3 protein-coding genes are annotated in these 4,550 nt (G+C 73.1%); all 3 read left to right on the forward strand.

What is annotated here, in order from left to right; all coding sequences use genetic code 11:
• The first annotated feature begins 166 nt into the window (after positions 1-166).
• Positions 167-1,954 (forward strand): CHASE domain-containing protein, encoded by a 1,788-nt coding sequence (locus VK501_RS02780; RefSeq protein ID WP_324334414.1) that lies wholly within the window; start codon positions 167-169, stop codon positions 1,952-1,954.
• Positions 1,951-2,397, forward strand: coding sequence for a response regulator (locus VK501_RS02785; protein WP_324334416.1), 447 nt, complete (start codon positions 1,951-1,953; stop codon positions 2,395-2,397). Before VK501_RS02780 ends, VK501_RS02785 begins: the two co-directional genes overlap by 4 nt.
• Before the next feature lie 30 nt (positions 2,398-2,427).
• The coding region (locus VK501_RS02790) for a DEAD/DEAH box helicase (RefSeq protein WP_324334418.1) at positions 2,428-4,550 on the forward strand (2,123 nt) is incomplete at its 3' end.

A 4,550-nucleotide genomic window follows, 5' to 3' on the forward strand; every position in this document is an offset into this window, starting at 1 on the left:
GGGTCGCGCGGGGACGTTCGCCGGGAAATCCCGTTCGGCGGCGCCGATCCGGCAAGGACGCAGGACCGAAGGTGTGCCTCTGGCACATCGAGGTCCGAGGACACCGCCGGGCGGTGATCGCCGGACGGGATTTCCGGTGAAACGTTCCCGCGGGGCCCACTAGGCGATGGAGCGCAGCGGGCTCGCGCGGCTGGGGCCGGCCCTCCTCCTGGCGCTGCTGCTATCGCTGACCGCCGTGGCCACCTACGCGGCGGCGCGCCGCGTGCACGACGGCGACCGCGACCAGCTCACCAGCGACACCCACGCGGCCGTCACCGCGATCGACCGCCGGCTGGAGGACTACGGCCAGGTGCTGCGCGGCGCCGCCGGCCTCTACGTCGCAAGCAAGGACGTGTCCTACAAGGAGTTCCACGACTTCTTCGCCGACCAGGCCGTCATCCAGCGCTTCCCCGGCGTGCAGGTCGTCGGCTTCGCCAGCTACGTCCCGCGGGCGGGCCTGCCCGCCTATGCGCGGCGCGTGCAGCGCGAGGCCGCCCGCAGCGGCCTGGACTACCCGCCGTTCCGCATCCACCCCAAGTTGAGGCCCGACGCCCAGGAGGCGCTGGTCATCGACCACATGGAGCCGCCGCCGGGCAACAGCGCGGCCTTCGGGCTCGACTTCTTCTCCGAGTCCAACCGGCGCCGCGCCGCGCTGCTGGCGCGCCGCACCGGCCGGCCGGCCGCAACCGCGCCGATCGGCCTCGTCCAGGCGCGCGGCTCCTCGCTGGGCTTCGACATCATGGTGCCCGTCTACGGCGGCCCGCCGTCGCAGACCGGCGCGCCGCGCCCGTGGGCCGGCGTCGTCTACGCCGCGTTCCGCACCGACAACCTGCTGCGCGGGGTCCTCGGCATGCCCGGGCCCGACACCGACCTGGAGGTCTACGACCTCGGCCCCGCGGCCACCGTGCCGCCCGACGCGTCCCTGACGAACGCCGCGATCGCGTTCGACCTGCGCCCGGGCCGCGCCAACCGCTCGCGCAACGCCGACCACACGCGCGTCGAGACGCTCGAGGTCGCCGGGCGTCGCTGGGCGGTCGCGTTCACGCGCACGTCGAGCACGCTGTCGACCAGCGAGCGCGCCGGGCCGTGGGTCATCGCGGTCGCCGGCATCCTCGTGAGCCTGCTCGCGGCCGCGCTGCTGAGCGCCCTGTCGACCTCCCGGGCCCGCGCCGTCCGGCTGGCCGAGCGGATGACCGGCGAGCTGCGCGAGCGCGAGGAGCAGCTGCGGCGCTCCAACGAGGAGCTCGAGCATTTCGCCTATCTCGCCTCGCACGACCTGCAGGAGCCGCTGCGGACGATCACGTCCTATGTCGGCCTGCTGGAGAGCCGCGTCGGCGACCAGCTCGACGAGCGCGCCCGCGGCTGGCTGCGCTTCGTCAGCGACGGCGCCGGCCGCATGTCGCAGCTGATCACCGACCTCCTCGAGTACTCCCGCACCGGCCGCGCGGGCACCGAGACGTCGACGATCGAGCTCAACGAGGCCTGGGACCACGCCGTCGCGAACCTCCAGCACGCGATCGCCGACGCCGGCGCCACCGTCACGCGCGGCGAGCTGCCCGCCGTCCGCGCGCGCCCGCGCGACATGACGTCGATGCTGCAGAACCTCATCGGCAACGGGTTGAAGTACCGCGGCGAGGCGGCCCCGCGCGTCGCGGCCCGGGCGCGCCACCGCGACGGCCGGTGGGAGATCGCCGTCAGCGACAACGGCATCGGGATCGAGCCGCGGTTCCACGATCGCGTGTTCGGCCTCTTCCAGCGTCTGCACACGGCCGAGGAGTACCCTGGCACCGGCATGGGCCTGGCCATCGTGAAGAAGATCGTGGAGTCCAATGGCGGCAACGTGCGCGTGGAGTCGGTGCCGGGCGAGGGCGCCACGTTCCTCGTGACGCTGCCGCCCCCCGAGGACGACGCGTGACGTCCCCCGAACTGCGGCGGCTGCTCGTCGTCGAGGACAGCGAGTCCGACGTCGAGCTCCTGCGCGAGGCGCTCGCCGACAGCGAGCCCCGCGTCGAGATGGACATCGTCCGCCACGGCGAGGACGCGCTGGCGTTCCTGCGGCGCGAGGGCCAGTTCACGGGCGCCGCCGCGCCGGACCTCGTCGTCCTCGACCTCAACCTGCCCCGCATGGGCGGCTTCGAGGTCCTCCGGGCGCTGCGCGCGGACGTCGACCCGCGCCTGCGGCGCCTGCCGGTCGTGGTGTTCACCACCTCGGGCGCGACGTCCGACGTCGAGACCGCCTACGACCTGCATGCCTCGAGCTTCGTGACGAAGCCGACGGCGTTCGAGCACTACCTCGACACCGTCCGCGCCTTCCGCGAGTTCTGGCTGCGGGTGGCCCGGCTGCCCGCGGGCGCCTAGTGCCTGGTTCACGGCACTAGCCTCTTCGGCGTGGCGACCACCCGCACCGAGGAGCCCTGGGCGGCCCTCCTGGAGGAGGGTCGGGAGGACGAGCGCCTCGTCCGCTCCGCGTTCGAGGGCGCGCGCGAGCCCGTGCTGCAGCCGCTGCCCGACGACCTTCATCCCGCGTTGTTGAAGGGGTTGCGCGGCGCCGGGATCGACGCGCTGTTCGCTCACCAGGCCGAGGCGCTGACGGCCGCGGCGACCGGCCCGGTCGTCGTCACCACCGGCACCGCGTCGGGCAAGTCCATGTGCTTCAACCTGCCGGTGCTCGACGTCCTGTGCACCGATGCCAAGGCGCGGGCGCTGTACCTGTACCCGACCAAGGCGCTGGCCCAGGACCAGGCGCGCGCGATCGCCTCGTTCCGCCTGGGCCAGAAGGTGCGCCCCGCGATCTACGACGGCGACACCAAGCGCGAGGACCGCTCGGCGATCCGGCGGCGCTCGAACCTCATCCTGAGCAACCCCGACATGGTGCACATGGGGATCCTCCCCAACCACGCCGCCTGGGGCGACTTCTTCGCCAACCTCGCCGCCGTGGTGGTCGACGAGGCGCACGTCTACCGCGGCGTCTTCGGCTCGCACGTCGCCAACGTGCTGCGGCGGCTGCGCCGCATCGCGGCCGCCTACGGGACCGAGCCGCGGTTCCTGATGGCCTCGGCGACGATCGCCAACCCGGTGGAGCTGGCCGAGCGCCTGACCGGCCTCGACGACTTCCACCACGTGGAGCGCGACGGCTCGCCGGGGGCGGCGCGGCAGATCGCCATGTGGAACCCGCCCGTGACCGACGAGGCGCTGCAGACGCGCCGCAGCGCGCTCGGCGAGGCGGCCGAGATGGTGACCGAGCTGGTCGTCAAGGGCGCGCGGACGATCTGCTTCGTCAAGTCGCGCAAGGGCGTCGAGCTCGTCGCCAGGCTGGTCGCCGATCAGCTCGCCGACGCACATCCTGCGCTGCGCGACCGCGTCGCCGCCTACCGCGCCGGCTACACGCCGCAGCAGCGCCGCGAGCTGGAGGCGCGCCTGGTGTCCGGCGACCTGCTCGCGGTCGTCACCACCGACGCGCTCGAGCTGGGGATCGACATCGGCGCGCTGGACGCCGCCGTGGTCGTCACGTTCCCCGGCACGGTCGCGTCGCTGCGCCAGATGTGGGGGCGCGCCGGGCGCCGCGGGCGCGGCCTGGCCGTCTACGTCGCGGGCGAGGACGCGCTGGACCAGTTCTTCTGCCGCCATCCCGACGAGTTCCTGGACCGCCCGGTCGAGGCGGCGATCATCAACCACGAGAACGAGCAGATCCACGACCCGCACCTGCTCTGCGCGGCGCACGAGGGGCCGATCGACCCCGACGTCGACGCCGCCATCCTCGGTCCGCGCGTGCGCGCGCACTGCGAGCACCTCGCGGGCCTCGGCGAGCTGATCGAGCGCGGCGGGCGCTTCACGCTGCGCCACCCCGAGGACTACCCGGCGGCCAAGGTCTCGCTGCGCTCCGGCTCGCCGGACTCGTTCACCGTCGTGGACATCAACATGGGCGAGGTGCTCGGGACCGTCGAGGCGTCGCGCGCCTTCACGACCGTCCACGACGGCGCGATCTACCTCCACATGGGTCGCTCGTACTCGGTCGCCGAGCTCGACCTCGACGGGCGCCGTGCGCTGGTCCAGCCGTTCTCCGACAACTGGTACACGCAGCCCAAGAAGGAGACCGACACGCACATCGAGCGGCTGCTGGACCGCCGCGACACGATGGGCGTGACGCTCAGCTACGGGATCGTGAGCGTCACGGAGACGGTCATGGCCTACCAGCGCAAGCGGCTGCCCGACCACGAGCCGATCGACCTCTGCGCGCTCGACCTCCCGCAGACCACGTTCACCACGCAGGCGCTCTGGTACGAGCTGGACGGGAGCCTGCTGGCCGAGGACTTCCCGCTCGAGCTGCTGCTCGGGTCGCTGCACGCGGCCGAGCACTCGCAGATCGCGGTGCTGCCGCTGCTGGCGATGTGCGACCGCTGGGACATCGGCGGCCTGTCGACCAACCTGCACCCGCAGACCGGCGGCCCGACGATCTTCATCTACGACGGCCACCCCGGCGGCGTCGGCATCACCCAGCAGGGGTTCACCGG

It is taken from the genome of Baekduia sp., from assembly GCF_035318805.1.
GTDB lineage: Bacteria > Actinomycetota > Thermoleophilia > Solirubrobacterales > Solirubrobacteraceae > Baekduia.

What these genes read in the sequence shown, in the direction of transcription:
- VK501_RS02780 (WP_324334414.1), top strand. Translation starts at nt 167, where the DNA reads ATGGAGCGCAGCGGGCTCGCGCGGCTGGGGCCGGCCCTCCTCCTGGCG.